Source organism: Caballeronia arvi (assembly GCF_001544695.2).
Classification (GTDB): Bacteria; Pseudomonadota; Gammaproteobacteria; order Burkholderiales; family Burkholderiaceae; genus Caballeronia; species Caballeronia arvi.
This window is the reverse complement of sequence record NZ_FCOM02000183.1, coordinates 1-2368: the sequence shown is the minus strand read 5'-3', so window position 1 is coordinate 2368 and position 2368 is coordinate 1. Positions and strand designations below refer to the sequence as shown.

The window sequence follows — 2368 nt, the reverse complement described above, 5'->3', positions numbered from 1 at the left end:
TATTCCACGGCAAAACGAACGCGAATTCCACGGCAAAGCGAACACGAATTCCACGGCAAAGCGAACGCCGATTCCACGGCAAAACGAACAGGGTTTCCACGGGAAAGCGAACAGTAAGGCGCTGTCGCAGCGACGCGGGTCAACGGTGGCATCCTCGGCATTTTTTGTCGGGGTGCCGATTGGCAAATACCAGGTTGACCATGCGCAAGATTCGAGAAGTACTGCGGCTGCATTTCGAGTGCGACCGCAGCCATCGTGAGATCGCCCAGGCGATGGGCACGTCGACCTCGACGGTATGGCAGTATCTGCGCCGCGTGAGGCTGGCGGGGCTGAACTGGCCTTTGCCGGCAGATCTGCAGACCGACGACGTCGCCCTTGAAGCACGTCTCTATCCGCCGCCCACGCAGCGCGAACCGCCATGCGGCATGCCACACTGGCCAACGGTGCATCGCGAGATTGGCAGGCCGGGCGTGACGCTGGATCTGCTGTGGCAGGAATACAGGGCGCAGCACCCTGACGGCTTCGGTTATAGCTGGTTCTGCAAGGCCTATCAGGAATGGGCACAACGGTTGCCCGTCACGCTGCGACAGACCCACGTGCCGGGCCAGAAGCTGTTCGTGGACTACTCGGGCAAGAAGCTCGGCATCGTCAATCCGGACACGGGCGAAATCCGCGAGGCGGAGCTGTTCGTCGCCGCGCTGGGTGTTTCGGGCTACACGTTTGCCGAGCTCACGTGGACACAGCAGTTGCCCGACTGGATTGGCTCGCATGTGCGCGCCTTCGCATTCTATGAAGGTTTATGCGAAGTGCTGGTGCCCGACAATCTGCGCTCGGGCGTGAGCAAAGCGAATTTCTACGAGCCGGAAATCAACCCGACGTATCAGGAAATGGCAACGTATTATTCCGTGGCCGTCATCCCTGCGCGTGCGAGAAAGCCCCGTGATAAAGCGAAAGCGGAGCTCTCGGTGCTCCTGGCCCAGAGATGGATTCTCGCGAAGCTACGCAATCAGCGCTTCTTCAGTTTGTACACCGCAAACCGCGCCGTCGCCGCATTGCTTGTGGAGCTGAACAACCGGCCGTTCAAGAAGCTGCCGGGTTGTCGTCGCAGCGCGTTCGAGGAGTTCGATCGTCCGGCGCTGCGGCCGTTGCCCGCAAAACCCTACCAGTACGCGGAATGGATCACGGCCCGCGTCGGTCCGGACTATCACGTCGCGGTCGACGAGCACTACTACTCGGTGTCGTACCGCTACGCGCGCGAACAGGTCAATGTGCGCGTCACGATCAACACCGTGGAGATATTCCATCGCGGTCAACGTATTGCCGCCCACGGCAAGAGCGCACGTCGCCGTTTCCATACGACCATCGACGCGCACATGCCGCCGGAGCATCAGGCGGTCGTCGAGGGCTGCGATCCACAGCGGCTACGCAACTGGGCCATTGACGTCGGCCCGCATACCGCCGCCGTCATCCAGCACCTGCTGGGCGCTCGCAAGCATCCGCAGCAGGCATACCGCGCATGCCTGGGCGTGCTGCGGATGGGCAAGGACTACGGACGCGACCGTCTTGAGGCCGCCTGCCGTCGCGCCATCGATCTGAAAGCGCCGAACTACAAGTTCATTGCCTCGACGCTAAAGAACGGTCTGGATAGGGAGCCCGAAACGGCTTCTGTCCAGGCCGACCTTCCCCTCGTGCACACCAACGTGCGCGGTCCTTCTTATTATCACTGAGAGCAAACGGAGTGCTTATGCTTCACCATCCGACCGTCGAAAAACTGTATTCGCTTCGTCTGGGCGGCATGGCTGCCGCCCTCGCCGAACAGCAGGCCCAGGAGGGCATCGACCGGCTATGCTTCGAGGAGCGTCTCGGACTACTCGTCGAGCGCGAAGCGAGCGAACGGGAGTCGCGACAGACAACCGCGCGTCTTCGCCGCGCGAAACTGAAGTTCGCTGACGCATCGCCCGAGGATATCGACTATCGCACGGTCCGCGGCCTTGATCGCGCGCTCACCGCTCGTCTGCTGACCTGTGAATGGGTTCGGCGGCGACAGAATTTGATCCTCATTGCGCCGACCGGGCTCGGGAAAAGCTGGCTAGCTTGCGCCTTCGCCGTTCAGGCTTGCCGCCAGGGCTTCTCGGTTGCCTATCTGCGTATGCCCAAACTCAGCGAGGAGCTGGCCCTGGTGCACGGCAGTGGCGGCTACGCGCGCTGGCTCGCGCAACTCGCGAAGACGGACATAGTGATCCTGGACGATCTCGCGATGACGCCGCTGAGCGCGTCCGCACGACGGGATCTGCTCGAAGTCCTCGACGATCGCCACGGCAACCGTTCCACGATGGCGACATCGCAGTTGCCGGTCGACAACTGGCAT

General features: G+C 62.0%; 2 protein-coding genes. Both read left to right on the top strand.

The genetic code is table 11. From position 1 onward, the window contains the following. Positions 1 to 200 precede the first annotated feature (200 nt). Complete coding sequence (gene istA / locus AWB74_RS44080; RefSeq protein WP_061152741.1) at positions 201 to 1727, top strand: IS21 family transposase; 1527 nt, start codon at positions 201 to 203, stop codon at positions 1725 to 1727. Between the two features lie 17 nt (positions 1728 to 1744). Next, a partial coding sequence (locus tag AWB74_RS44075; protein WP_061152742.1) for an ATP-binding protein occupies positions 1745 to 2368 on the top strand: 624 nt, incomplete at its 3' end.

Bases quoted from the DNA above. Each gene is read 5' to 3' on its own strand.
- istA (WP_061152741.1), top strand. From the start codon at position 201: ATGCGCAAGATTCGAGAAGTACTGCGGCTGCATTTCGAGTGCGACCGC.